The sequence below is a fragment of the Actinopolymorpha sp. B9G3 genome, from assembly GCF_040120725.1.
Classification (GTDB): domain Bacteria; phylum Actinomycetota; class Actinomycetes; order Propionibacteriales; family Actinopolymorphaceae; genus Thermasporomyces.
On record NZ_JBEEAB010000008.1, the window covers coordinates 74,591 to 100,123 of the forward strand.

Annotated in this window: 25 protein-coding genes; 11 read left to right on the top strand and 14 right to left on the bottom strand. The window is 68.1% G+C overall.

Annotated features, from left to right (window positions below):
• Window positions 1-14: 14 nt before the first annotated feature.
• The 4 genes from ABNF93_RS15920 to ABNF93_RS15935 all read right to left on the bottom strand — a co-directional run bounded on the left by ABNF93_RS15920 (window position 15) and on the right by ABNF93_RS15935 (window position 3,180).
• The gene (locus ABNF93_RS15920; RefSeq protein ID WP_349328843.1) at window positions 15-1,328 is read right to left on the bottom strand and encodes a hypothetical protein; all 1,314 of its coding nucleotides are present in this window, start codon (window positions 1,326-1,328) and stop codon (window positions 15-17) included.
• 264 nt (window positions 1,329-1,592) lie between these two features.
• Window positions 1,593-1,826, bottom strand: coding sequence for a GNAT family N-acetyltransferase (locus ABNF93_RS15925; protein ID WP_349328844.1), 234 nt, complete (start codon window positions 1,824-1,826; stop codon window positions 1,593-1,595).
• Window positions 1,827-1,847: 21 nt separating this feature from the next.
• Window positions 1,848-2,486: an isochorismatase family protein gene (locus tag ABNF93_RS15930; protein ID WP_349328845.1), complete on the bottom strand. Its 639-nt coding sequence runs from the start codon at window positions 2,484-2,486 to the stop codon at window positions 1,848-1,850.
• Window positions 2,487-2,544: 58 nt separating this feature from the next.
• Window positions 2,545-3,180 carry an isochorismatase family protein gene (locus ABNF93_RS15935; RefSeq protein WP_349328846.1) on the bottom strand — a complete coding sequence of 212 codons (636 nt, stop codon included), beginning with the start codon at window positions 3,178-3,180 and terminating at the stop codon, window positions 2,545-2,547.
• Window positions 3,181-3,364: 184 nt separating this feature from the next.
• On the opposite strand from ABNF93_RS15935, the gene ABNF93_RS15940 reads away from it, so the two are divergent.
• The 5 genes from ABNF93_RS15940 (at window position 3,365) to fahA (ending at window position 8,614) form a co-directional block, all read left to right on the top strand.
• Complete coding sequence (locus ABNF93_RS15940; RefSeq protein ID WP_349328847.1) at window positions 3,365-3,991, top strand: TetR/AcrR family transcriptional regulator; 627 nt, start codon at window positions 3,365-3,367, stop codon at window positions 3,989-3,991.
• A 162-nt stretch (window positions 3,992-4,153) separates the two neighbouring features.
• Window positions 4,154-5,359, top strand: coding sequence for a 4-hydroxyphenylpyruvate dioxygenase (gene hppD / locus ABNF93_RS15945; protein ID WP_349328848.1), 1,206 nt, complete (start codon window positions 4,154-4,156; stop codon window positions 5,357-5,359).
• The gene (locus ABNF93_RS15950; protein WP_349328849.1) at window positions 5,359-6,561 is read left to right on the top strand and encodes a homogentisate 1,2-dioxygenase; all 1,203 of its coding nucleotides are present in this window, start codon (window positions 5,359-5,361) and stop codon (window positions 6,559-6,561) included. The genes hppD and ABNF93_RS15950 overlap by 1 nt, the downstream gene beginning before the upstream one ends.
• A gap of 11 nt (window positions 6,562-6,572) precedes the next feature.
• Window positions 6,573-7,442 (top strand): hypothetical protein, encoded by an 870-nt coding sequence (locus ABNF93_RS15955; RefSeq protein WP_349328850.1) that lies wholly within the window; start codon window positions 6,573-6,575, stop codon window positions 7,440-7,442.
• Window positions 7,439-8,614: a fumarylacetoacetase gene (gene fahA / locus ABNF93_RS15960; protein ID WP_349328851.1), complete on the top strand. Its 1,176-nt coding sequence runs from the start codon at window positions 7,439-7,441 to the stop codon at window positions 8,612-8,614. Before ABNF93_RS15955 ends, fahA begins: the two co-directional genes overlap by 4 nt.
• Window positions 8,615-8,668: 54 nt before the next feature.
• On the opposite strand, the gene ABNF93_RS15965 is transcribed toward fahA, so the two are convergent.
• The 5 genes from ABNF93_RS15965 to ABNF93_RS15985 form a co-directional block, all read right to left on the bottom strand.
• Complete coding sequence (locus tag ABNF93_RS15965) at window positions 8,669-10,156, bottom strand: MFS transporter (protein ID WP_349328852.1); 1,488 nt, start codon at window positions 10,154-10,156, stop codon at window positions 8,669-8,671.
• Window positions 10,157-10,272: 116 nt separating this feature from the next.
• Window positions 10,273-11,148 carry an amidohydrolase family protein gene (locus ABNF93_RS15970; RefSeq protein ID WP_349328853.1) on the bottom strand — a complete coding sequence of 292 codons (876 nt, stop codon included), beginning with the start codon at window positions 11,146-11,148 and terminating at the stop codon, window positions 10,273-10,275.
• Entirely contained in the window at window positions 11,145-11,984 is an 840-nt protein-coding gene (locus tag ABNF93_RS15975) for an HpcH/HpaI aldolase family protein (protein WP_349328854.1), read from the bottom strand. Before ABNF93_RS15975 ends, ABNF93_RS15970 begins: the two co-directional genes overlap by 4 nt.
• 31 nt (window positions 11,985-12,015) lie before the next feature.
• Entirely contained in the window at window positions 12,016-13,194 is a 1,179-nt protein-coding gene (locus ABNF93_RS15980) for a DUF5624 domain-containing protein (RefSeq protein WP_349328855.1), read from the bottom strand.
• Window positions 13,191-14,318 (bottom strand): hypothetical protein, encoded by a 1,128-nt coding sequence (locus tag ABNF93_RS15985; protein ID WP_349328856.1) that lies wholly within the window; start codon window positions 14,316-14,318, stop codon window positions 13,191-13,193. The genes ABNF93_RS15980 and ABNF93_RS15985 overlap by 4 nt, the downstream gene beginning before the upstream one ends.
• A gap of 105 nt (window positions 14,319-14,423) precedes the next feature.
• Between ABNF93_RS15985 and ABNF93_RS15990 the strand changes: the two genes are divergently transcribed.
• Window positions 14,424-15,341 carry a LysR family transcriptional regulator gene (locus tag ABNF93_RS15990; protein ID WP_349328857.1) on the top strand — a complete coding sequence of 306 codons (918 nt, stop codon included), beginning with the start codon at window positions 14,424-14,426 and terminating at the stop codon, window positions 15,339-15,341.
• 194 nt (window positions 15,342-15,535) lie between these two features.
• Window positions 15,536-17,152, top strand: a complete 1,617-nt coding sequence (locus ABNF93_RS15995) for an LCP family protein (protein WP_349328858.1) — start codon at window positions 15,536-15,538, stop codon at window positions 17,150-17,152.
• A 22-nt stretch (window positions 17,153-17,174) separates the two neighbouring features.
• On the opposite strand, the gene ABNF93_RS16000 is transcribed toward ABNF93_RS15995, so the two are convergent.
• The gene (locus tag ABNF93_RS16000) at window positions 17,175-17,507 is read right to left on the bottom strand and encodes a hypothetical protein (RefSeq protein ID WP_349328859.1); all 333 of its coding nucleotides are present in this window, start codon (window positions 17,505-17,507) and stop codon (window positions 17,175-17,177) included.
• Window positions 17,508-17,824: 317 nt separating this feature from the next.
• On the opposite strand from ABNF93_RS16000, the gene ABNF93_RS16005 reads away from it, so the two are divergent.
• Entirely contained in the window at window positions 17,825-18,598 is a 774-nt protein-coding gene (locus ABNF93_RS16005) for a glucosamine-6-phosphate deaminase (RefSeq protein ID WP_349328860.1), read from the top strand.
• A gap of 74 nt (window positions 18,599-18,672) precedes the next feature.
• Here ABNF93_RS16005 and ABNF93_RS16010 read toward each other — a convergent pair whose 3' ends face one another.
• Window positions 18,673-19,365, bottom strand: coding sequence for a TetR/AcrR family transcriptional regulator (locus tag ABNF93_RS16010; protein ID WP_349328861.1), 693 nt, complete (start codon window positions 19,363-19,365; stop codon window positions 18,673-18,675).
• A gap of 144 nt (window positions 19,366-19,509) precedes the next feature.
• Here ABNF93_RS16010 and ABNF93_RS16015 point away from each other — a divergent pair, with 144 nt between their 5' ends.
• Both ABNF93_RS16015 and ABNF93_RS16020 read left to right on the top strand, forming a co-directional pair.
• Window positions 19,510-20,187 (top strand): DUF998 domain-containing protein, encoded by a 678-nt coding sequence (locus ABNF93_RS16015; RefSeq protein WP_349328862.1) that lies wholly within the window; start codon window positions 19,510-19,512, stop codon window positions 20,185-20,187.
• Window positions 20,188-20,204: 17 nt separating this feature from the next.
• Window positions 20,205-20,696: a GNAT family N-acetyltransferase gene (locus ABNF93_RS16020; protein ID WP_349328863.1), complete on the top strand. Its 492-nt coding sequence runs from the start codon at window positions 20,205-20,207 to the stop codon at window positions 20,694-20,696.
• 26 nt (window positions 20,697-20,722) lie between these two features.
• Here the strand turns inward: ABNF93_RS16020 and arfA are convergent, their stop codons facing one another.
• Window positions 20,723-22,249 carry an arabinosylfuranosidase ArfA gene (gene arfA / locus ABNF93_RS16025; protein ID WP_349328864.1) on the bottom strand — a complete coding sequence of 509 codons (1,527 nt, stop codon included), beginning with the start codon at window positions 22,247-22,249 and terminating at the stop codon, window positions 20,723-20,725.
• A 127-nt stretch (window positions 22,250-22,376) separates the two neighbouring features.
• Here arfA and ABNF93_RS16030 point away from each other — a divergent pair, with 127 nt between their 5' ends.
• Window positions 22,377-22,913 (top strand): RBBP9/YdeN family alpha/beta hydrolase, encoded by a 537-nt coding sequence (locus ABNF93_RS16030; RefSeq protein ID WP_349328865.1) that lies wholly within the window; start codon window positions 22,377-22,379, stop codon window positions 22,911-22,913.
• On the opposite strand, the gene ABNF93_RS16035 is transcribed toward ABNF93_RS16030, so the two are convergent.
• Window positions 22,903-24,087, bottom strand: a complete 1,185-nt coding sequence (locus ABNF93_RS16035) for an ROK family protein (RefSeq protein WP_349328866.1) — start codon at window positions 24,085-24,087, stop codon at window positions 22,903-22,905. The genes ABNF93_RS16030 and ABNF93_RS16035 overlap by 11 nt on opposite strands.
• Window positions 24,088-24,196: 109 nt before the next feature.
• Window positions 24,197-25,366 carry a substrate-binding domain-containing protein gene (locus ABNF93_RS16040; RefSeq protein WP_349328867.1) on the bottom strand — a complete coding sequence of 390 codons (1,170 nt, stop codon included), beginning with the start codon at window positions 25,364-25,366 and terminating at the stop codon, window positions 24,197-24,199.
• Window positions 25,367-25,533: the final 167 nt, after the last annotated feature.

The window sequence follows — 25,533 nt, forward strand, 5'->3', positions numbered from 1 at the left end:
AGTTCAGCGCCGGGCTAGCTGCGGGGGAGGTGGATCTCGATGTCGGTGCCGGTGAAGACGAGCCCCGCGTAGGCGTTGGCCCGATCGGGAACGATGCCGGAGTCGGCACCGACGACCTTTCCGGAACGGACGTCGATGACGACCGGCCCATCGGAGCGGTCGACGTACGCGTAGTCCTTGGTGATCGTCGAGACCGTGCCGCTCCAGGCGTCCGGCCCGGTGCCGGGCGCGCGTTCCCACAGCACGTCGCCGGTGCCGACGTCCAACGCCAGGGCACCAGCCTTCTTCGACGCGCACAGCACGGCACTGCCGCCTTCACGCATGCCGCACGTCATGTCGGCGTTCAAGCCGGTCTTCTCGGACAGGGCGGTGTCACCGGTCGCGATCTCCACCAGCCTGGCGCCAAGAGCGTCGTCGTCGACGAGACTCCACGGCCCGCCGCCATAGCTCTCGTCGTACCGGCCACCGGCTGAGATCTCGCCGGACAGCTCCGACAGGTTCCACAGGTCGCGGCCGTCTGCGAGGCTTGCCCCCGCGATCGTGTACGTGTCGTCGCCGTTGTCGCGGAAGCCGACCAGGGCCTGCTGGTAGCCGTCGATCAGCTCGAAGTCCGTACGCTGCCACAGCAGGCGCGGCTTCTCCAGCGCGATCGCGAAGGTGCCCCGCAGGCCGCCGTCCACGGTCCACTGAACGGCCGCCATACCGTGGTACGGAGGTCGCCACACAGACGCACCCAGCCGGCCGTCCGGCTCGCCGTCGATGTCGACGGGCAGCCGCCAGATCACCTTGGCGTCGGCAGCCCGCACCGCGATCACCTCGAACCCGTTCTGCGGCGCGCCTCCGTTCCGGGTCCCGAGCTCGACGGGGACGATGGCGAGCACAGCCGGTGCGCCGTTGATCTGCGCCACCTGCGGGGGCAGAACGCGGTACTGCAGGTACTCGCCCTCGTCCTTGGTCAGGCGTTGAGGCTGATGTGCCTCGTACAACGGTTTGTGCCTGGGCTTGACGCGGGTGATGGTCCTGCCAGTGGTCACGTCCACTGCCGTCACGCCGGCTTCGTCGGCGATCCAGACGGCCCGCCCGTACAGGGTGACCGGCGGATGCTCCATCGGGCCGAACGGGATGACGTGCGCCGGCCTGCGCTCGAACGCCAATGCCGGCCGGACTTTCGGATCACCGCTGAAGCCCAGGCCACGCGTACTTCGTGCCCCTGGAGTGCCGTCGGCGTCGCCGCGGTCGTCTCGAATCGCCTCACCACTGCAGGCCGCCGTCGCCACCAGCACGGCCGCCGCAAGGACCCCGGCCGGCTTTCGTAACGGACTTCGCATCAGGCCCTCCCCATCTGTGCTCCATCGCCGCCAGTTGGCTGCCGCCCGCCCACGCGGAACGATGACCTAGTGCACAGCAGTCGGCCCGGGACCCCTCCCGACGCGGACCAAGGGCGCCATCCATGCGCGCCAGGACCTGGCAGGATTGACATTCGTGAGGTCACCGTCGGCGAGGACGAGCCAGACCCGCGATGCCGGGGCCTTGGCCGCCAGGGGCATCACGCCCCAGTTCCTCGACGCCTCCCAGCGAGGAACGTCCACCCCTCACTCCTGGGTGGTGCCCACCAACCGTTTGACCATCACACCCTGACGGCGAGCAGACCGGAAGCCACAGTGCTCATAGAACCGGTGCGCAGGGCTCTCGCGTGCGGTGAGGAGATACAGCTGCTCTACACCGGATAAACGCACCTCCAGCGCATTGATGAGCGCGGTCCCGATGCCGGATCGCTGGCGATCGGCGGCATCCAACAGCGATGGCGTGAAGTCGTCGATGGTCATATCGGCCATCGCAGCATCATCTCAGGGCTTGCACCCACTGGCGCGGCTGAGCGTCCCGGCCAGCGTGACCTGAAGCTTTGCATAGCTCGGCGAGTTCGCCTGGATCTTGCGGAACTCCGCGAGCGTCTCGGTGTTGTCATAACTGACCTGCAGCTCGGCGGCAAAGGACAGCCACGTCGTGAGGGTCACCCCGAGAGCGGTGAGCCTGCTGATGGCTGCCTGCTGGGCGACCTCGGTTCCACTCGCGGTGGCGTCGACGACAAGCGTTACGCCGTAGTCACGGCGGAGCGCGGTGAGGCCGGTCTGCAGCACGCATCCATCGGTCATCAGCCCTGCGAGGACGAGGTGCCTGACGCCGGTCGCACTGACCGCCTCCTCGAAGCCGGGATAGGCGAAGGCGTCGAAGGATCCCTGGCGGTAGACGACCGGATGCTCGCCGATCACCTCTGCCACCTCCGGGTAGAGGACACCGCGCGGATCCCGTCGGGGTCCCATGGTGACGACAAGAGGAACGCCAAACGCCATCGCCGTCTGCGCAAGCGCACGGGCGCCGGCGACATTCTGGTCGATCGTCTGTGACCCGATCATGTTCGCGAAACCAGTCACGTAGTCGATGAGCACGATCGCGGTGTTTGCGGCGGTGCGGCGTTCGATCTCCATCGATCCTCCCCGCGGTGGTGGAGTCGGGCGCAGTAGTCGCCCGGTGGGCACTGCTGGGTCAGAGGGCCGTCGGCGACGGCGGCCGCAGATGGTTCTCGTGGGCGTAGTGCAGTGCAAACGCCGGATTGTGCTGGCTCAGCAGCTCGCCGAACGCCGCGGAGGTCTTTTCGTTGGACCAGCTGCGTTGGTACTCCGATGCCAGGCTCAACCAGGTGACCGGGCGGGCACCCGCCTGGATCATGCGCTGCACCGCCGTCTCGTGCGTCCCCCGCGTCTCGCCCGCCGATGCGTCCTCGACGACGAAGACCTCGAAGCCGAGATCCAGGGCGGTCAACACGGTCGCCAACAGGCAGCCTTCGGTCATCAGGCCGGCCATCACCAGTCGCCGCCGCCCGGTCGCCTGCACAGCGGTGGCGAACTCCTCCCGGTCGAAGGCGTCGAACTCCCCGTACCGTTCGATGAAGGTGTGGTCGCCCAGCGCCGCCGTGAGCTCCGGATACAGCGGGCCCGCCGGTGCGTCATCGGGTCCGTTGGTGACGATGAGCGGCAGGCCGTAGATGCGTGCGATCTTCGCCAGAGCCGTCGCGTTGTTGACGTTGTCGGCGGTCGCCTGCGAACGGAACATGGTCGCGAAGCCGATCGCGTAGTCGATCAGCACCATCGCGCTGTTCTCCGCCGTGAGATGACGAGCCATGACTCACCTCCTCGCCGCGCTCCGGGTCGTTGGCTCAGCTCAGGTTCTCGGGACCCGGGCGGTCCGTAATGACCATGCGGTCAGCAGAGTGTAGGGCGCATGTCGCCGTAATGTCCAGATGGTCATTAATCAGGAGAAGGCAGCCTGCCCGAGTCTGGTCGCGTACGCCGGTACCTTCACTGACATGAGCCAGCAAGGCGCGGCCGCGCAGCGCCGCCATAGGCGCGACCCCGAGTTCAATCGTGAGGCGATCCTGGCAGCCGCGGCAAAGGTCTTCGCCGAGCGTGGGTATCAGCAGGCGACCCTGCGCGAAATCGCGCGGCGCGCCGGAGTGACTCACGGTCTCGTCGTCCGCCACTTCGGGACCAAGGAGCAACTGTTCCTCGCCGCGGTCCCTGGCACCCGTGACCTCGCCGACGACGCGGCGGGCCCGCTGGAAACGCTTCCCGAGCGGCTCGCGGCCGGATACGTACGACGGATGGAAACGTCTGCCGGGACCGACCCGCTCCTGGCCCTGCTCCGCAGTGCCGTCGTCGACGACAACGCATCCGGACGTTTGCTCGAGGCCATGCAGCGCAGCACGTCCGAGGTCTACCGCGAGATCCTGGGCGAGGAGGCGACCGATGCCGTGGCGCCGTTCATGGCGTCGTTGCTGATCGGCGTGACGTTCAGCCGCTACATCGCGCGCGCCGGCGCCCTGGCCGAGATGAGCGCCGCGACGCTACAGGCTCATCTGACGACGTGTCTTCGCGCACTGCTGGCGACCGTGGTCTCCTTCGAAGCCGACGATCAGGACAGCCCTCGTCGGTGACGGCCGTGGCGACGATCCGACAGCTGGGCAATATGTACAGCCAACTCGGCTGGCCAGGTCGGAAAGAGGGCAAACCAGCCAGCACAAATGCGCCACCTTGCCTGGCCCATGCCGACTGACTATTCATTGCGCCAGCACATCGCCGTCCCGGAGGGCCGCGCAATGACCATTGACCAGACGTTGACCAGCGGCGAGCGACTCGCCGAACTCGATCTCGACCAGCTTCGGGAGCTCGTCGGCCTCGTCGACTATGACGCCGATGGCGACCCGTTCCCCGTCACCGGCTGGGATGCGGTGACGTGGATCGTGGGCAACGCCACCCAGGCCGCCTTGTTCTTCCAGGCCGTCTACGGCATGGAGCTCATCGCCTACTCCGGCCCGGAGACCGGCAACCGCGAGCACCGGTCCTACGTCCTGCGCAGCGGCGCGGTCCGCTTCGTGGTCAACGGCGCCGCCGATCCGGCGAGCCCGTTGGCCGACCACCATCGCCAGCACGGTGACGGCGTCGTGGACATCGCCCTCGAGGTGCCCGACGTCGACGCGTGCATCACCCACGCCCGGAGTCAGGGTGCCACGGTGCTCGCCGAACCCCACGACGTGAGTGACGAGCACGGCAGCGTACGACTGGCGGTCATCGCCGCGTACGGCCAGACGAGGCACACGTTGGTCGACCGCTCCCACTACACCGGGTCCTACCTGCCCGGTTATGTCGCCAGGGCTTCCACCCTGGTCCGGCCCGCCGGCGGTCGGAAGCGGCTGTTCCAGGCGCTCGACCATGTGGTCGGCAACGTCGAACTCGGCGCCATGGACGAGTGGGTGCGGTTCTACAACCGGGTCATGGGCTTCACCAACATGGCGGAGTTCATCGGCGACGACATCGCCACCGAGTACTCCGCGCTGATGAGCAAGGTGGTGGCCAGCGGCAACCGTCGGGTGAAGTTTCCGCTCAATGAACCCGCCGTCGGTAAGGGGCGCTCCCAGATCGATGAGTACCTGCAGTTCTACGGCGGCCCGGGGGTCCAGCACCTCGCCCTTGCCACCAACGACATCCTCACCACCGTCGACACGCTACGCGCGCGGGGTGTGGAGTTCCTGGAGACTCCGGACTCCTACTACACCGACCCGCAGCTGCACGCCCGGATCGGCGAGGTCCGCGTGCCGATCGAGGAGCTGCGCTCCCGGCACATCCTGGTCGACCGGGACGAGGACGGGTATCTGCTCCAGATCTTCACCAAGCCGCTCGGCGACCGGCCCACGGTCTTCTTCGAGTTCATCGAGCGACACGGCTCGCTCGGATTCGGCAAGGGGAACTTCCAGGCCCTCTTCGAGGCGATCGAACGCGAGCAGGCGAAGCGAGGGAACCTCTGATGCCGTACTACAGCCGGGTTGGCGACGTGCCGGCGAAGCGGCACACGCAGGCTCGTCAGCCGGACGGGTCACTGCTTCGCGAGGAGTTGATGGGTGAGGAGGGGTTCTCCTCGGATTCGTCGTTGCTCTACCACGTGGGCGTACCGTCGGCGATCGTCGACTCGCAACCGTGGGAGATGGGGGATCTTGCGACCCGGCCGAACCACCCGTTGGTGCCGCGACATCTGAAGCTGCATGGGCTGTTCGAGAACGCCGAGTGGAAGGCGTTGGATCCAGTGACCGGCCGGCGGCTGGTGCTGGGGAATGCGGATGTACGCATCAGCTACGTGTGGGCAGGGCAACCCTCGCCGTGTTACCGCAATGCCGTCGGTGACGAGTGTGTCTATGTCGAGGCAGGCACGGCGACGGTCGAGACGGTGTTCGGCGTGCTGGACGTGGGGCCGGGTGACTACGTGATCATCCCGCGGGCCACCACGCATCGCTGGGTCCTGGAAGGCCACGCGCCGCTTCAGGCGTACTGCATCGAGGCGAACTCCCACATCGGGGCGCCGGCGAGGTACCTGTCGCGGTTCGGGCAGTTCCTCGAGCATGCTCCGTTCTGCGAGCGCGACCTGCGTGGCCCTGCCGAGCCGTTGGTGTGTGAGGGCACCGACGTGGAGGTGCTGGTCAAGCATCGGGGCGCGGGACCGTCCGGCATCCTCGGCACGAGGATGGTGTATGCGACCCACCCGTTCGATGTGGTCGGGTGGGACGGTTGCCTGTATCCGTACACGTTCAACGTCGCCGACTTCGAGCCGATCACCGGCCGGGTGCATCAGCCGCCGCCCGTGCACCAGACCTGGCAGGGCACGAACTTCGTGGTGTGCAGCTTCGTCCCGCGTAAGGTCGACTACCACCCGCTGGCGATCCCGGTGCCCTACTACCACTCGAACGTCGACTCCGACGAGGTGATGTTCTACGTCGGCGGGGACTACGCCGCGCGCAAGGGCTCGGGGATCGGGCTCGGGTCGATCTCACTCCACCCGGGCGGTTACGCCCACGGCCCGCAGCCGGGCGCGATCGAGGCATCGCTTGGAGTCCACCAGGTCGACGAGCTCGCCGTCATGGTCGACACGTTCCGGCCCCTCGAGCTGGGCGAGGCCGGCATCGCCAGCGACGACGGCCGCTACGCCTGGACCTGGGCCGGCCGGGGTCCGCAATGACGAGTGACTCCATGATTCCAGCGTTGTTCGCCCGCCTGTGTGACGACGCTGCCGTCTTCCCGCCCGGCCGGATGCCGCTTCGCGACGCCGTGCCCGCGCATCTGCGGCACCGGAAGGCCCGCTACGGCGGGTTGGTCGGTCCACTCGTGGTGCCCGCCGACGCCCTCTCCGAGCTCCGCACTCTGCTGGACCCGGCCGACCGGCTCGACCATGCTGAGCGGCTCGATCTTGCTGTCACGCTACCTGCGTGGCCGCGACTGGTGCCGTCCGTGCTGGCCGGCTTCGCCGCGTTGCCGGTACGCCTGGATGCGCTCGAGGTCGCCATGCCGGAGGCGTACGAAACGGTGAAGGTCTTCGCCGCGCTCGAGCGGACGCTGGATGCCTGCCCGAACACGGCGGTGTTCGTCGAGATCCCGAGAGACGACCGCGTAGGTGATTCCATCGCCGAATGCGCGCGGCACGGCTACCGAGCCAAGCTTCGCACCGGCGGGATGAGCGCAGACCTCTATCCTGGCGAAGCCGAGCTCGCCGGGCGGATCACGGCATTGGTTGACGCCGGCGTGCCGTTCAAGGCGACCGCCGGACTGCATCACGGCGTACGCAACACCGACCTGGCAACGGGGTTCGAGCAGCACGGCTTCCTCAACCTGCTGCTCGCCGTCGATGCGGCTCTGCGTGGGGCCGGTGCGCAGGCACTGGCCACGGTGCTGGCCGAACGCGATGCCGGCACGATCGCCCGACGGATCGCCGGCTTGGACGGTGATGCAGTCGCGGCGGTTCGAGCGCGCTTCCTGTCGTTCGGCACCTGCAGCATCCGCGAGCCTGTCGAGGACCTCGTGGAGCTCGGACTGGTTCGCGTCGGTGCCGGAGTCCCCAGATGAGCAAGATCCCGATCCCGGAGGGTTCGCTCTTCGGGCTGGCCAACCTGCCCTATGGCGTGTTCTCCATGCCCGGGGAAGCCCCGCGCGTGGGCATGCGGGTCGCAGACCACGTGCTCGACCTCGCGGTGGCGCTGGACGACGACGTGTTCGCCCGACCGTCCTTGAACGCCTTCATGGCGCAGGGAATCGACCGCTGGGTGGAGGTTCGCCGGCGGGTCACCGACCTGGCGACGGGCGAGGTAGCTGATTCCGCCGTCCACCCGGTCTCCGACGTCCGGATGCACCTGCCGATCGAGGTCGCCGACTACGTCGACTTCTACGCCTCCGAGCACCATGCCGCCAACATCGGCCGGATGTTCCGCCCTGACTCGCCGCCGCTGCTGCCGAACTGGAAGCACCTGCCGGTCGGCTACCACGGCCGCGCCGGGACCGTCGTGGTGTCGGGCACCGACATCGTCCGGCCCTGCGGGCAGTACAAGACGCCGGACAGTGACTCGCCGGTCTTCGGCCCCTGCCGGCGTCTGGACATCGAGGCCGAGCTGGGCTTCGTCGTCGGCACGCCGTCGCCGCTCGGCAGGCCCGTGCCGGTCGGCGAGTTCGCCGAGCGGGTCTTCGGCGCTGTCCTGGTCAACGACTGGTCGGCCCGCGACATCCAGGCCTGGGAGTACGTCCCGCTGGGTCCGTTCCTGGGCAAGAGCTTCGCCACCTCGATCTCGCCGTGGGTGGTGCCCATGCTCGCGCTGGACGCGGCCCGGGTGTCGCGACCACCGCAGGAGCCGGTTCCGCTGCCCTACCTCCGTGAGGAACACCCGTGGGGACTGCACATCGACGTCGAGGTGCGGTGGAACGGCCAGCTGGTCTCCTGCCCGCCGTACCGCGAGATGTACTGGTCGCCGGCACAGATGCTCGCCCACATGAGCGTCAACGGCGCGTCCACCAGCACCGGCGACCTGTACGGCTCGGGCACGATCTCCGGTCCGGAGTCAGACCAACGAGGCTCGTTCATCGAGCTGAGCTGGGGTGGTCGGGAACCGCTCGACGTCGGCGGCCGGTCCAGCACGTTCCTGGAGGACGGCGACGAGGTGGTGATCTCGGCGACCGCACCGGCCGCCGGCGGCGAGCGTCTCGGATTCGGTGACGTACGCGGCACAGTGGTGCCACCGCCAACGTGATGCGCCTGGACGATCAGCACTCAACCCGGGTAGGCGCTGAAGTTGCTGCAGGGACTACCCGGCCGCGGCGGTTCCGGCTTCGATGTCGGCTGGTCGGCGCAACTTCGGGATCAGAAGCGAGACGACAAGGCCGATCAGCACGCATCCGGCGAGGACGAAGTAGCCGTTGCGGTAGCCGGCATCGAGGTAGAGCGCGGTGCCCTTCACGACGGTGGAGTGACTGCCCAGCACCGTGAACAGCACCTGGGTGACGAAGGTGATCACCACACCGAGCAACATCAGCGACATGCCGCTGGCCAGGGCCTGTTCGCGGGGCGTCACCGCGGACAGGATGAGGATCGGGTTGCAGGCGTACACCATGCCGGCACCCAGCGCGGTGAGCATGCCGGTGGCGATGATCTGAACGGCGTTGTGGTGGTAGAAGCCCGCCGCAACAAGCCCCGCCATGGTGATCACGACGCCGAGCAGCCAGGGAACCCGAGGGTCGAAGCGGCGGGTCGACGCGCCCGCCGCCATGCCGACGACGAACAACACGACACCTGCCGGCAGGCCGACGAGCGCACCCTGCATGGCCGACCAGCCCAACCCGTCGGAGACACCGGGAATCCGCGGGTAGAGCGGAATGACCACGGTCATGATCGCTGCCGCGACGAACGCCGTGCCCTGGACGATGGAGCCGGCGGACAACACCGTGGCGACCTCACGCCGTGACAGCATCGGCAGGTCGAGCAACGGATGCGCGACTCTTCGCTCGACGAGGACGAAGCCGAGCAGGATGACGACCGCACCTCCGGCCAGCGCCAGCACACGTGCGTCCAGCCATCCCCAGACCGATCCCTGGCTGACGCCGTACATCAAGGCGATGATGCTCGCGCCCAGCAGGACCCCGCCGAGCCAGTCGAAGCCCCCGGCGGCGCGCCGCGGAGTTTCGGGGACGAGCACGATGACCAACAGGAGCGCCACCGCGGTACAGGCCGAAACGAACCAGATCGCGCCACGGAAACCGACGTTGTCCAACAGAAAGCCCGCGATCAGCGGGCCGACGGCGATGATCGCACCCAGCGTGGCGCCGATGATGCCGGTGGCCGTTCCGACCCGGCGCGCGGGGAAGATGTCCCGAGCGGTGGCGAAGACCAACGGTGCGACAGGAACGTAGCACGCGGAGATCGCCCGCCCGATCAGCAACACCGCGTAGGTGGGGGCGAGTGCGCTGATCACGTCGCCGATCAGGCCGATGACGATCACGACGATCATGATGCGCTTCTTGCCGAACATGTCGCCGAGCTTGACGACGAACGGCAACAGCAACGTCCCGCACAGGACGTAGATGAGGCTGTACCACGCGATCTGCGTGGTGTGGAAGTACTGCGCGATCTGTGCCTGGGCGGTCGCCGTGATCACCGACGCCGCGTTGACCAGTTGCGCTGCCCACAGGAGGGCGACGAGCAGAATGGCGAAGGGAGCGCGGAGCCGCCAGTCGCTATTCGCGCTAGCGCCGCCCGGCGCGTCGCCGGGATGCGACGCTGTCGAGGGTTGCACCATGATGATTCCTTTCGTACAAAGGTCGAGTTGGCTCGTCGAATGGGCCAAGAGAAGGCAACCTTTGATTCCTTTCGTAATGGTGAATATCGATGGAGACGCCCCCGCGGATTCGCGGGTCAGGAGGCGTAGAAGAGCTTTTCGGGTGTACGGACGAGGATCTGGTGAAGGTCTCCCTCGGGGGGCGCCCAGTCGGCGAGGAGGTTCAGCAATTCCCCGGTGTCACGTTGGCCGTCGGGCAGGTGTGGCCAGTCCGAGCCCCAGATGAGCCGGTCAGGTCGGGCTTCGACCAGTGCGCGTCCGATCGGTTCGGCGGCAGACAACGGCTTGCCCGCCACCACCCGGTACGGTCCCGACAGTTTGATGTGGCATGCTCCGCCGTCCAGAATCTTCAGCAGCCGCTCGAAATCGGCAGATGTCAGCCCGTCGGACTCCTTCATGTATCCCATGTGGTCGATGACGAAGGTGTCCTCGAGGTCGCCGAAGAATCCCAACAGGTCCCGCACGGTCGCGCCAGGTGTGTAGAACTGCAGGTGCCACCCGCGCGGTCGCGCCCTGGCCGCCATCTTCTGGATGTAGGCGACGAGATCATCCAGCGGCCAGGAGGCGCGGGCGAACAGGTCGAGCCGGATCGCGCGCACCCCTGCCTCGTGATAGCGATCGAGCTCACTGTCGGCGATGTCGTCGTCGATGCGCACCACGCCCCGGCAGCACCGCCCGAGATTCCGCAGGACGTCGAGCAACAACGTGTTGTCCGTACCGTAGTAGGTCGGTTGCACCAGAACCATGCGTTCGATACCGAGCCATTCTGTGAGCCGGAGGTATTTCTCCAGGCTTGCGTCCGGGAAGGTGTAGAGCGGCTCCGGCACACAGGGATATCCCGGATCGAACACGTGGAAATGCGTGTCACAGCTCCGAGGTGGCAGCACGAACCGCGGCCTGGTGTTCGTCTCGGCCCGCCGCATCGGCAGGGTACGGGCGAATTCGGGAGTCATGATGTGTCCTCGCTGTCAGCGTGACCAGGTGATGTCCTTTGGTGGGCGGCGATCGCTCGCTGTGCGGTGGCACTGGCGGCCTGATAGAGCAGGGCGGCGTCCATGCCGGTCAACACAAGGGGGCAGACGCCGAGGGCGATGAGCGCCTCGAAGCTCGCCTGGTCGCCGACGCCGCCGACGGTCAGCAGCTTTCCGTGGTGCCTGCATGCCCGCGCCGCCGTGGCGACGGCCTCACGCACCCGCGGATCGTCGTACTGTCCGGGCACCCCGAGTTCGGCGGTGAGGTCGTTGGCGCCGATCGCGAGCATGTCAACGCCGTCCAGCGCCGCGATCGCGTCCGCGTTCGCGATACCGGCCGGCGTCTCGAGCAGGATCTGCACGACGACCGCGTTGTCGAGCGCGGGATTGAGCGTTCCAGCTGGCATGGGCCGCATGCCGAGATGAGGGACCATGGCGGTCTGGGAGCGCTGCCCGCGCGGGGCGAACCGGCACGCCCTGGCGACCAGCCGGGCCTGGTCCACGGTCTCGATCCGCGGAGCGACGATTCCGTGCGCTCCGCCGTCGAGCAGCCGGCCGATCATGCCGTACTCGCGTTCGGGGATGCGTACGAACGGCGTCATGCTCAGGCTGTCGGCCGCGCCGCACAATGTGGCAGCCACGTCGGTCGACATGGTGGAGTGCTCCAGGTCGACCAGGATGGCGTGGTGCCCCGTCGAGCGGGCGATGTGTACGACGTCGGTGGTACGGCCGCAGCGGATGCCCATCATCAGCGTGAGCCCACCGGCGCGAAGGCGGCTCAGGAAGTCGTCGCCGGCCGAGTCGTCGTGTGTACGCATCACACCACCTCTCACAGATCCGTCGGGTTCCTCACAGGTCGGTTGGGTACAACACCCCGGTCAGCCCGGGAACAACCACCCGGGTCGGGTCGTAGTTGGCCGCCGCGAGCGACTCGACGGCGAAGTCGACAACGGCACCGGACAGCAGCTGCCGCGGGTCCTCCAGCAGCACCCGGAGCCTGGTGACCATGGCGTGCATGTCGTCCGCCGAGCCGATGAACGGCATCTCGCTGACCTCGGTGACCGCCGGGTCGCTGACATCCGGGAATCGCACGCCCGCCGGGGCGTACCGCGGGTAGCCGTCGAACATCACGGCTCCGAGCTCGACGGTTGCCCTGGTGCCACACCAGAGGTCGCGGAACCGCTGCTCGAACGCGGCCACCTCGGACAGGTCGCCACCGGTCGGTGTGGCGAAGGTCTCCGCGTGCGGAGCCAGGTACATCCGCTCCAGCGGCAGGCGGTGGCTCGATGCGCCAAGGATCACCGTGGCGACGCTGTTCGTGGCCCAGGTGACACCGGCCGTCGGGCGACCCTGCTGGCCGGCGATGACGACCATCGCCCGCTCCCAATCGATGTCGTACGAACGCAGCCAACGGGTGATGCGGAAGCTCACGTCCAGGCCGGCGAGGAAGAACGTCGCGACCATCATGTGGTTCATGGGTACGGGGACCTCGACCTCGCCTCCCCCGGCGAGGAAGTCCGACCGCAGCGTCTCCGGCGTGAGGTAGTCCTCGTCGGCCAGCGCCGCGGCCAGGTAGCGCGCGGTGATCGCGCAGGAGTAGTCGACCAGATCGGCGATCTGTTGTTCCCGTCCCTGGAACGCCTCGACGGCGATGCGGTCCCGCCACAGCTCGACGCTGTTCGCCAACCGGGTCGAGATGACCTCGGCCAGCAGGCGCTCGGCGCCGGATCGCCAGGAGCTGTCACCGAGCACGGTGCGCAGGTGAACCAGGCTCGCCACCGCAGGGCCGAGGTGGGATACGGCGGTCAGCTCCTTGAACCCACGGGGTGAGAGGCGGAAGCTCTCGACCTGCGGCGGCTTCCCACCGCCGGGGTAGATCGCGAGGTCGGCGCCGGTCGCGACGATCAGCGGGTCGTTGGTGCTGCGGGTGACGACGGCTCGTGCCAGCTGCCTGCCGATGCCCTCGGGTTGGGCCGTGTAGGCGGTGAACAGCCGAAGCAGCTCGGGACTCTCGCAGGCAGCGGTCACCTTGCGCACCTACCTCTGTCGCGTTGGCGCGGCGCTGGTTCGGTGAAGCGGTAGACCACGGTGTCCGTCGCGAACCGGACGTCGGCGCTCAGCGCGTTCGAGACCGCGACCAGCGGCCCTTGCCCGTCGGCGCACACCGCGACGTCGGTGCCACCGAAAGTGGGAAACTCCCCCACGACGGCGAGCTTTTCGTCGTGCCACTGGTAGAGCGTCGAGCTCAGCGCCGTGTCCGGCGCCTCCCGGGTGCCGAGGATGAAGTTGACCCGAACCACGTACGGCCCGTGCTTTCCCGGCAGTACGGCGAGCTCGCGGCCGCCCAACCCGTCCAGGACCTGGTGATCGACGAACCGGTCACCGTCCCAGCGCAGCAGGCGCGACGGGCTGAGCAGGCAGGCGACGAGCAGGTAGTCGTGACCGTCGGCGTGGAAGGTGGCGAAGGCGCGGCCGTGTCGTTCGGCAACCTCCTGGTGGACGACGAAACGACCGCCGTCCCAGCGATAAAGGCGGGACGGCTCCACGTGGTCGGCGTGGGCCAGGAAGTCCTGACCACCCACGCTGAACGCATGCCAGTTGTACCCCCACCGCGAGGAGATCTCCTGCGACAACCGGAACGCCTCGCCATCCCAGCGGAAGATCAGTGACGGCCGGTTCACTGGCGCGGTGTCCGGCAGCGCGACACCCTGGGCCAGCGCGAGGAAATGCTGTTCCGCGACGGTGAAGTGGCGCCACTGCTTGGCCGCGAAGCCCGCGACGGCCTGAAACGGCTCGAAGCGCGAGCCGGACCAGGTGTAGATGGTCGACTCCGTGGCGTACTCATAAGGGCCCCGGCCGCGGCGGATGCTCGCCGTGGCGAGGAACGCACGGTCGCCGATGCGGAAGAACTCCGCGTCCTCGCCGCCGGGGACCGCAAGGGTCTGGAACGGCTCGTAGCCTCCGGGGGTCCTGCGCAGGAGCAACAGGTCGGTGTCGCTGTCGCCGCCGTTCATGTCGGCGGGTCGTCCCGGCAGGTCGTAGGCGAGCTGCGGCACGGCCAACAGCGACATCCCGTCGAGCTCGAAGGGTTCGACAGCCCGTGCACCGGAGGTCGGTATTCGACACCACTCGGTGAGCCGCGCTGCACACATACCGACTCCTCACACGTCGCGGACAAGTACAGGTCACGCCCGCTGGCCGAGGCAAGTAAGCTGACGTTACGTTTGACGACTCTGACCGTTAGCGGAGCTGGACACATGCTCGACGTTCGCAAGTTGATCATGCTGCGGGCAGTCGCGTCGGAGGGTTCCATCGCGGCCGCAGGCCGCGCCCTGCGCTACACGCGCTCGGCCGTCTCCCAGCAGCTGGCCGCCCTGGAGAAGGAGGCCGGTACACCGCTGGTTCAGCGGGCGGGCAATCGGATCACGCTGACCACAGCAGGGCGCGCCCTCGTCGAGCACGCCGAACGCATCCTCACCGAGCTGCGGGCCGCCGAGGCGACGTTGTCCCACGACGCCGCGAGCGTCTCCGGGTTGCTCCGGGTCGGCGTGCCGTTCCGCGAGGGCCCGCGCATCATGAGTCGTGCCCTGACCGACGTCCGTCGCCGGTTCCCCGACATGGAGATCAGGCTGGCCGCCACCACCGACGACGCCGGGCCGGAGGCGGTGGTCCGCGACCAGCTGGACATGGTGATCGTGTCGCGGTACGGCTCCGCACACCATCGCGGCACCTCCGGCCTGCGCGAGTGGGTGCTCGGACATGACCCGCTGCGGCTCTGCGTTCCGTTGGAGCATCCGCTGGCACACGTACGAAAGTGTGCGATGGCGCAGCTGCGGGACGAGTCGTGGATCGTGAGCCTCGACGGCGCGCTCGGCCGGCTCACGACGAGCTTGTGCACGGCGGCCGGCTTCGAGCCACGGGTGACCGCCACCGTAGACGACATCGGCGCCGCGATCGGGCTGGTGGGCATCGGATGGGGCGTCACGATCGCCCCGGAGCTCACACCCGCCGGCGCCGACGCCCACCTTGTGCGAATTCCGATCGAGGGGCTCGACACCGTTCGACACAACGTCGTGATCGCCCGGGACGGAGAGCACCTCTCACCGCGCATCGCCGCGGTGATCGCCGCCTTGCAGGCGATCAGTGCCGAACTACCTGTCGCCGAGGCCCGCTGAGCCCAACCGGGTCACACCGGCGAGCTGCGGCCCGCACACTCGAGGTGATGACGCAATTCTGGCATCTGCCGAACCTGGCAAGGGGTTCAAGGGAGGAGGTTCAGGAGAACACCGCCCGTAGGAAGACTCCATGTATGTCTGGCAACCAAAGTATGTCTGGGAAGCAAACCAGCTCCGCACCCCGGCGCCGTCCGATGTCCGTGCCACTCGCCGTCGCGATGACAGTCCTCGGCACGATCATTCCCGGCACCGGGTTGATCGTCGCGGGGCGGCGCAGGCTCGGGTTGACAGTCGTCGGTATCTTCGGCGTTCTGTGCCTGGCCGGAGGCACTCTTGCCCTCAGCGGACAGCGGACGTTGCTGCACTGGTCGGTCGAACCACGAGCGCTGCTGCTCATCGGGCTCATTGTGCCCACGCTGGGCGCGGCATGGTGCCTGCTCGTGATCGTGACCTATCGCTCGCTGAGCCCCACGGCCGGAACCCGGCGTCGCTCGTCCACGATCATCGGGAACCTGGTTGCCGGCACGCTGGCACTTGCGGTCCTGGCACCTTTCGTCGTCGCAGGACGCTACGCGCTGATTCAGAAGAGCGTGATCGAACAGGTTTTCTCCGTACAGGAAGCAGCGAACAGTCTCGCATCGACCAGCACGGCCACGCATACGTCGCGGCCCGCTCCGACGAGTCCCGCACCGACGAGTCCCGCACCGACGAGTCCCGCAGTGCAAGGGCCGGCATCGACGAGTCCCGCACCGACGAAGGCACTGCCGAGCCAGCCAGCCCCAACCCAGGCAACGCCAACCCAGGCAACGCCAACCCAGGCAACGCCGACCCAGCCAGCGCCGACCCAGCCAGCCTCGGCGAGCCCCGCTCCGGCGAGCCCCGCTGGCGTCGTACAAGACCCGTGGGGTGGGCGCGATCGCATCAACGTCCTGCTGCTGGGCGGTGACGCAGGTCCGGACCGGACGGGGACCCGCACGGACACGATCATCCTTGCGAGCATCGACACCCACACCGGTGACACCGTGCTGTTCAGCGTTCCCCGCAACCTGCAGAAGGTGCCATTCCCCACCGGAAGTGCCCTCGCACAGGCGTACCCGAACGGGTTCCAGGCCCCTGGTGACGTGGAGGAGCAGCTGCTCACGGAAGTCTACGAGAGCGTCCCAGAGGCGCATCCCGGTCTCGTCAAGGCCGCCGACCCCGGCGCTGTCGCGGTGAAACAGGCCGTGTCGGGTGCGCTCGCGATCCCGGTCGACTATTACGTCCTGGTCAACCTGAAGGGTTTCGAGCGGCTCATCGACGCACTCGGAGGGCTCACCCTCAACGTCAACGAACGCGTCGCGATCGGTGGTGAGGCCGACGCCGGCCTGAAGCCGCACAGCTACATCGAGGAAGGGCCAAACCAGCGCATGGATGGATGGAAGGCACTCTGGTTCGCCCGCGGACGCTACGGCGCGAGTGACTGGGACAGGATGCTTCGCCAGCGGTGCGTGATCAAGGCGATCATCGACCAGGCCAACCCAATAACGCTCCTCACCCGCTATGAAGCTGTCGCGAAGACGTCGAAAGACATCGTGCAGAGTGACATACCGGCCTCGACGCTTCCGGCGTTCGTCGACCTCGGGCTGAAGGTGAAGCAGGCGAACGTGACCAATGTCGCCTTCCTCCGCGATGTCATCAAGCCTTCGAATCCAGACTTCGCCCACATGCGGTCGATAGTTCGGCAGGCGCTGCACACAAGTGACGACAAGGAGGTTTCACCGCCGGACCACCTCGACAACCTCACCCAGGCGTGTGCCTACGACGAGGGATAGGCTGCGGCAGCGGCCCAGCAGCTCAGATGTGAACGGCCTTCCGCACTTTGCGCACGCGTTTTCTGGCGTTCTTGGATACCTTCTTCATCCGCTTCGCCGGGTGCTTGGACGCCCGACGCCACTTCGTGCGGACCCCGCGCTTCACCTCTTTGTGGCGCGGCAGTTTGTGGCGCGGCAGTTTGTGGCGCGGCAGCAGCAACCTCACTCCGACCGCGTAGACGCGGATCGCGAGGAGGGCGAGCGGAACTCCCAACGGGAGCAGGAGAATCGTCACGCAGAGGACGAGAGCGACGACAAGCAGGACAGTGGCGAGCAGAAAGACCGGTATGGCGGAAACTCCGCGGAGAAACCTCATGGTACGGCCCTCCCTCCGCGATCGCCGTCCATGATCAACCTACCGGCCCAGGCACCACTTCCGTGCGGCCTGCCCGTCCCTCGCCGACCGCGATGTCAGAAGCGTGGGGCCCTTGCGGGTATGGACGCCAGGGTTGAGGTCCTACAAGAAATTTTACGCCTGAGGGCACGCACCTTCGTACGGCCGCATCTTCGTGCGCGGTTGCTGCAGCGTTAGCATCAGACCCCACCCGCGCACGGGACCGCCGGCGCCTCCGCTCCAGGCCGGAGCCAGCGAGCTTCGAGCGAGGCCAACATCGTCTTCTGGGAGGCAGCGTGATGGGAGCAGCTGAGGAACGTCGGGTCGACAAGCTGCGGATCCAGATCTTCGACGACTCGGCCAGCCTGGGTCGTGCCGCCGCCCAGTTCACCGCCATCGTGGTGCGGGACGCGGTCGCCGCTCGAGGGAGCGCGCGGGTCGTGCTCGCGACCGGCAACTCCCAGCTCGACTTCGTCGCCGCCCTGCAGAACCAGGCTGGCGTGCCGTGGGATGCGGTGACGGTGTTCCACCTCGACGAGTACCTCGACCTGTCGGCCGAACACCCCGCGAGCTTCCGCCGCTGGATCCGCGAAAGGATCACCGATCCGCTGAGGCCGGCGCACGTCCACTACATCGAGGGAGACGCACCGGATCCGCAGGCGGAGTGCAGGCGGTACGAAGAACTCCTGCGCGCGGAGCCGCTGGATCTGGTGTGCATGGGAATCGGCGAGAACGGCCATATCGCGTTCAACGAGCCCCACCAGGTCGACTTCGCCGACGACGCATGGGTCCGGATCATCGAACTCGACCACGAGTCGCGCGTCCAGCAGGTCGGCGAAGGGCACTTCGGCTCCGTCGAGGAGACCGCGCCCCGCGCCATCACCGTGACCGTGCCCGCCCTGCTGTCGGCGCGCGCCCTCCAGCTGGCGGTGCCTGAGCTCCGCAAGGCGCCCGCCGTACGAGCGACGGTGTACGACGAGGTCTCGCCCGCGTGCCCCGCGACCATTCTTCGACACCAGGCACACGCCGTACTGCTGCTCGATCGGCAGTCTGCATCGCTGCTCGACAGCTGACGGCAGCGAGCGACGGCCACCTCACCACTCGGGGGCGCGCGCTGGTGGCGCTCTGAAGGCTCGGTCAGCTTGTCTCAGCCGGCCGGTCCGGTGGAGTTCCGGACCGGGCCGTACGCCCGCAGGAACACATCGACACCTTGGAGTGCACGGCGTTCAACCTCGTCGGTCAGAGGCTCCTGGTCGCTCGCTGTGAAAAGTGCCCGGTCGAGCGGGGCACCAAGGACCAGAAAGGCAAAGTGCTCAGAGGCCAGGCGCGGTTCGTCGACAGACAGTAACCCGCGCCTACCCAGCTGGGCCATCGCTCCGGCAAGCGCGTCCATCACCCGGTCAGGTGCGCGTTCGTAGTAGTCCCTCGCCAGCTCGGGGAACCGCTCCGCCTCTCCGATGAGCAGCCGCCGCAATCTCACGACCCGCCCGCTCAGGACAGGGCGGACCAGGTTGACGGCGGTGGCCCTCAGCTCGGCCGCAGCCTCGTCGGCGTCGTCGGCGTCAGCCAGCGTGGAGACAACCTCGGTCGAGAATCGCTCGGCGACGGCGAAGGCCTCGGCGAGGATCTCCCGGAACAGTTGCTCCTTCCCACCAAAGATGTTGTAGACCGTTCGCTTGGAGACCCGAGCCTCCGCGGCGATGTCGTCCACGTTCGCCCCGAGATATCCGTTCGTCAGGAAGTGCTCGGATGCCGCGGCGACGATCGCCGCGCGCGAGCGTGCGATCCGCGGGTCGAGTGCCGCATCGTCGGTTGGCGCGGGCTGTCTCCCTGTGGCCACCCGGAGCCCCCTGTTCTCATCTCGTCGTTTCCGCTTCCACTCGGGTACTGATCAGTGTATAACTACACCCACGAGTGCAGTATTGCCCTACTGAGTGCACTACATCCGCCGCTGGCTCCGGTCCGAGCAGAAGGGTCCAAGCCCATGACCAGCACGTCACAGCTGAACGAGCGTTTCGACCGCACAGCCGCCGTCACCCGTTCCCTCCTCGGTTGGGGCGTGGTCGCGGGTCCCTTCTACCTCACGCTCGGGGTCGTGCTCGCGCTCACCCGCGACGGATTCGACATCACCCGGCATCCGCTCAGCCTGCTCATGCTCGGGGCGTACGGATGGATCCAGACGCTCAACCTCGCCCTGACCGGACTCATGACGATGGCGGCGGCCCTGGGATTCACCCGTGCGATGCGACGGTCGGGCGGGACCTCCTGGGCGGGCATTCTCCTCGGAGCGTTCGGCGTGTGCCTCGTCGCGAGCGCGATCTTCGCGCCGGACCCGATGGACGGGTTCCCAGAAGGAGCCTCCACGAGCGAGGTGTCACTGGGCGGCATCCTTCACTTCGCGTTCGGTGCGGTCGGCTTCCTGCTCCTCGCAGCGGCCACGTTCGTCGTCGCCAGATGGTGTGCACGACGGCTGGAGACCACGTGGGCGTGGTGGTCGAGGATCAGCGGCATCGTGGTGGTCGTCGGGTTCTTCAGCGGGGCGGTCATGCCCAGCCTGGAACTCGGCGTTCTCACCCTGTGGATCGCCGTCCTCGCGATCTGGGGCTGGCTCGCGGCCGCCTCCATCCACCTCTACCGCACGGTGCCGCATCCTGACGCCTGAGTCGTACGATGCACGCCGTGACCGACCAGCAGATCGAGGTGCGCCGCGCGCGTCCTGGCGACGCACCGACGATCGCGGAGATCTGGCGCACCGGTTGGAACGACGGCCACCTCGGTAACGTGCCGGACGACCTCGTCACCGCACGGACCGCCGAGTCGTTCCATACCCGTGCCGCCCAACGCGTCGACGACACCACCGTCGCGCTGGCCGGCGGCGAGATCGCGGGCTTCGTCATGGTGCACGCCGACGAGGTGGACCAGGTATACGTCGCGGCCGCCCATCGAGGCGCCGGCATCGCCGATCTCCTCCTCGACGACGCCGAACGTCAGGTCGGCGGAGCCGGCCACGCGACCGCATGGCTGGCCGTCGTGCCGGGCAACTCCAGGGCGCGGCGCTTCTACGAGCGCCGCGGCTGGACCGACACCGGGCCGTTCGTCCACTCCGCGCCTGGTGCTCACGGGCCGATTCCCGTGCCCTGCCACAGATACGTGAAGGACGTACGCCGATGAGCTGTCACCTCGGCCCTGGACAGTCGTCACACCACAGTTGCCGCCCGGGTCACGCCGCAGCGCAGGACGTTCCACGACACCGGCGCGAGGCTGGCCGTCACGGTGGAGCCGTCGACCGCCGTCGCCAGTGGGCGCGGTAGGACCCGGTCGGGTTCGTCCGGCGTGTTCCGTGCCCCGCCTTCGGCGTCGTACATCGTCAGGCTGTCGATCACCGAGACGTCGCCGAACGCACGGAGATCGAGCGTCAGGTCCAGCTCCGCATCGGTGGAGCGGTTGATGGCGAACACCGTCACGCTTCCGTCGTCGGCCCGCACCGCCACGGCGTCGAGCATAGGCACGTCACCCAGGCTCTCGACCGGCGTCGTCGGCGACTGTGCCACGACATCCAGGACGGTCCCGCGTCCCCACCGCGAGCCGTGGAGGTAGGGGTAGAAGATCGTCTCCCGCCAGGCGGGGCCGTCCGTCCGCGTCTTGATCGGCCCCAGCACGTTGACCAGCTGCGCGAGGCAGCCGATCCGGACCCGGTCGGCGTGGCGCAGCAGGCTCAGCATCATGCCACCGAAGGCCACCGCGTCGACCGCGTCGTAGGTGCCCTCGGCGATCGGTGGTGCGAACGGCCAGTCCTCCGGCTCCTCCTTGCCGGGACCTTCGTGGCGGGTGGGCGTCACGTTCCACTCGTCGAAGGCGAGGTGGATCCGCTTGCGGCTCCGCTTCTTCGCGCGTACGTGGTCGCAGGTCGCGATGACCGCCTCGATCTGCTCGTCGGTGTGGATGCCCGACGCGAGGTAGTCGTCCAGCCCGCGGGCGCGGGAGAGGTAGCGGTGCACCGAGATGTACTCCACATGGTCGTAGGTATGTTCCAGGACGACCCGGTCCCAGTCGGGAAAGGTCGCCACCGACGGCGCGGAACTCCCGCACGCGACCAGCTCGATGGAGCCGTCGACCCACTTCATCGCCTTGGCGGTCTCCTCGGCGAGTCGGGCGTACTCCTGCGCCGTCTTGTGCCCGATCTGCCAGGGACCGTCCATCTCGTTGCCGAGACACCAGGTGCGCACGCGGAACGGCTCCGGCGCGCCGTGTGTGACGCGAAGGTCCGACCACTGCGTACCCCGGGGATGGTTGGCGTACTCCACCAGCGTCCGCGCCGCGTCGACCCCCCGGGTGCCGAGGTTGACGGCGAGCATCATCTCCGTGCCCGCCGCCTGGCACCACTCGGCGAACTCGTGCAGGCCGAACGCGTTGGTCTCGGTCGACCGCCATGCCAGGTCAAGCCGCGACGGCCGGTCGTCCGCCGGGCCCACGCCGTCCTCCCAGCGGTAGCCCGACACGAAGTTCCCCCCGGGATAGCGGACGATCGGAACGTCCAACTCCCGCACGAGGTCCAGTACGTCGCCGCGCAAGCCGTGGCTGTCTGCGCTCGCGTGGGACGGCTCGTAGATCCCGTCGTACACGCAGCGGCCCATGTGCTCGACGAACGACCCGAACAGCCGCGGATCCACCCTGCCCACGACATGGTGCGGGTCCACGAACAACTGCGCTGGGTGCTTCTCCACAACAATCCCCTCCAGTGCTGTCGTGACGACATCCGATCATGCCGCTGGTGTAAAAATGGGCAGCACCCGCCCGTGTACGCCGGCTATGGGGGTGCGGCGGACCCGACCGTCACGAAAGGACGATCCCGTGAGCCGCAAGACGATCATCTTCCACGGAACGGGCGCCGACCCTGACGTCTGCTGGCTCCCGTGGCTACGCGGGCGGCTGACCGACCGCGGGTACGCCGTCGAGAGCCCGCACTACCCCGGCCTCAATGTAGAGCCCATCGCCACGTTCCTGCCGAAGGTGCTGGCCAACCACACCTTCGACGAGCACACCGTGCTCATCGGCCACTCCGGCGGCGCCGCGCTCCTCCTCGCGATCCTCGAGCACATCGATGCCACCGTGACCCAGGCTGTTCTCGTCGCCGGGTACTCCACACCGCCCAACACCAGCGACGAGCCCGTCCTGCAGGCCACCTACGACTGGGCCGCGATCAGGTCCCACGTCCGCGACCTGTACGTCATCAACTCCCGCCACGACCCCTACGGTTGCGACGACCGGCAGGGGCGCGCGATGTTCGAACGACTCGGCGGCACCCAGATCGTCCGCGACGACGGGCACTTCGGCGACCACGACCAGCCGTACGAGACCTTCGAACTCCTTGACAAGCTCATCGACTGAGCCGGGACGCGCCCACGGCGTCTCGGGCCCGGCCCCGCAGGAACGCATCGCGGGCCACCGCGGCGGCACCGAGCGCCCAGTCCTCGAACGAATGTGGCTGCAGGACCATCGTGCACTGAACCGCGGAACCATAGGCCTGATCCACGAACGCGGTCCGAACGTGCTCGGCGAACAGGTCGTACACCGCAAGCCCTTCGCCGCTGACGATGATGCGGTCCGGGCCGACCAGGTTGGCGACCGTCGCCAGCGCCCGACCGAGGGTGGCACCCGCGTCGGCGAACACCTTCGCGGCAGGTCCACCGGACCTCGCGAGTTCGGCTGCCTCGGCGATCGTGGACAAGGGAACACCCGTCGCCTGGCTGACCCTCCGGACGATCGCCGGATCGGCTGCCACCGCCTCGACGCATCCGTGACCACCGCAGTAGCACGGGGTGGCCGGGTCACCGAGCGGGATGTGGCCGAGCTCGCCCACGACTCCGTGAGCGCCGGACAGGACCCGCCCGTCCACGACGATCCCGCATCCGATCCCGGTCCCGATGGTGACGACGACCAGCACCGAGGCACCGACGCCCGCTCCCGTCGTACTCTCCGCCAACGTGAGCGCCCGTACGTCGTTCTCGACGACCGTGCTGATCCCGAGCGAGGCTTCGACGAGTTCGGCGAGCGGTACGTCGTGCCAGTCGAGGAAAGGCGAGAACCGCACGAGCCCGGTGTCGCGTTCGACCTCGCCTGAGACCGCGACGCAGGCCGCCGCCAGCTCGCCACCGGCCTGGTCGCGCAGCTTCCGTACGGCGGCGGAGATCCTCGACACGACCGTCCGCACGCGAGGGGATCTGAGCGGCAGCCGGCCACTCGCGAGCGCCACACCCGAGAGGTTGGTGAGCGTGCCGACGACCTCGTCCCCGGTCACCTTGACTCCGGCGAACCACGCGGCTTCCGGCCGGACCCGGAGCTCACGGACTGGGCGCCCGACGCTGCCTCCGGCGGCGTCCCCCTCCTGCAGGAACCCGGCCGCGAGAAGAGGCCGGACGGACTTCGTCACCGAGGCCGCCGACAGGCCGGTACGCCGCGCGACGTCACCACGGGAAGACGGTCCGTGCGCAAGGATCGACGAGAACACGGTCCGGGAAGCCGGGTTGCGGCGCGGGAATGCCCCGTTCGGCGTACTTCCCATCGTTCCTCCTGCCGCCGTCTCTCGCTCGCCCGCCCGCGCCTGGCGTCGACACCGGCCCGGCGTCGACGCCGGGTTGACACCAAGTATCGGACGGGCCGCGAGGCAGCCGTCAGGACAGGGGCTCCGGAAGCGGCGTCGTCCGGGGCGCGGCGGTCGACCTGCGCACGACGAGCTCCGGCTCGGCCACCACGTGCCGGACGGGGCCTGAGCCGGCACCCGCGACCAGCTCCATGAGCAGCTCCGCGGCCGCCTGACCGACCCATGCCTTCGGCGGCGACACGGCGGTCAGCGGTGGGTCCGCCATCTCCGCGATCTCGTTGTCGTACGCGATGACGGACAGGTCCTGCGGTATGCGCCACCCCCGCATCCGGGCATGGTGGAGGAGAGGGAGTGCGGTCTGGTCGCTGTGGACGAGCGCGGCGGTCGCTCCCGCTTCCTGAAGCTCGTCGAGGACGGAACGGATGGCATCGTTGGTCGGCCAGAGGTCGAGGTTCGCCTGTGGGCTGGTGGCGACGAGTGGCGAGAGCGCGCTGTCCAGACCGCATGCGACCACCGCATGCTGCCATCCGTTGATCACCCGGCTCTTCGTCTGCGAGGTCCCCTGGGTGACCAGTGCGACCCCGCGGTGGCCGAGGCGGGCAAGGTGGCGGACCGCGCGTTCGCAGCCGAGTTCATGGTCGGTACGCACAGAGCACAGCGCCGCGCCGCGATCGGCTGAGGTCACCGTACGCTCGACGAGAACGACAGGAACAGGCAGCTCGAACAACCAGTCGATGCGCTCAGCGTTCTCGTCTCCGAGCGCGACGCTCGGTGCGAGGAGCAGCCCGGTGCTCCCGGCGTCGAGCAACTGCTGGACGAGGACCCGATCCTGCTCGGGGTCATAGCCGGAGATCGCCAGCGCCCGCCGGACTGACCTGGCGTCAAGCACCCGACGCGCGCCGCCCACGACGATCGGGAAGTAGTAGTGACCACTGGGAACGACGATCCCGATGTGGGTGCCGGCGTCCTTGCCGTCGGCCGACTGGCCCTGGATCCCCGAAGCCCGCTGGTGATCCGGGTCCGCCGGGCCGAGGCTCTGCTCGGGCGGAGCGGACGTCGCTGGGCCGACGACACCACCGCCGTGGACCTTCTCGATCACGCCGCGCCCGGACAGGACAGCGAGGTCGCGGCGGATCGTCATGGAGGAGACCTGGAAGTCCGCGACGAGATCCGTGACGCGGACGAACCCGCGGGCCCGGACCAGATCCAGGATCTGTGACCGGCGTTCTTCAGCGTCCATGGGTCTCGCTTTCGGTCAGCGGTCGAAGCGCTGGCGGGTGTCGTTCTGCGGCCGTGGACCATTGTGTCGTTGATTGCGTTATCGAACATCATTGTTCGCATGACGAGATGTTGCCGCGAGATTTCGCCTAGATCTCTTGACAATGTCCCGCCCTGGCACGACGGTGT